General features: G+C 32.4%; 1 protein-coding gene. It reads left to right on the top strand.

The window, feature by feature from the left end; translation table 11 throughout:
- Positions 1 to 244, top strand: a 244-nt coding sequence (locus tag AAEY57_RS20820; protein WP_350608763.1) for a hypothetical protein, incomplete at both ends; no start/stop codon positions are given.

The raw sequence follows: 244 nt of genomic DNA, 5'->3' as shown, positions 1-244 counted from the left end.
ATACAGCATCGAGTTACTCACTCCCTGTGGAGCAAGTTCAAAAATTACATGATAACGCTCTGAGTGTAAGCAGAGAATATCCTAGGAAAGGTAAAAAGCTGCCCTTAATTCCTAACTTCCCAAGTTTAGATAATACTAAAGATGACTTAAAAAGAGTTTCTTCACAAAAAGCATTTTATTATTTATGTCAGAAATTTGATACTTTATTAAGTCAGAAAAATGTAACTCTTAGTGAAGCATTTGA

Source organism: Pseudoalteromonas sp. MER144-MNA-CIBAN-0113, from assembly GCF_040308965.1.
Classification (GTDB): Bacteria; Pseudomonadota; Gammaproteobacteria; order Enterobacterales; family Alteromonadaceae; genus Pseudoalteromonas; species Pseudoalteromonas tetraodonis.
Note: the sequence above shows the minus strand (reverse complement) of the source record. Positions and strands in the feature narration are given on the sequence as shown.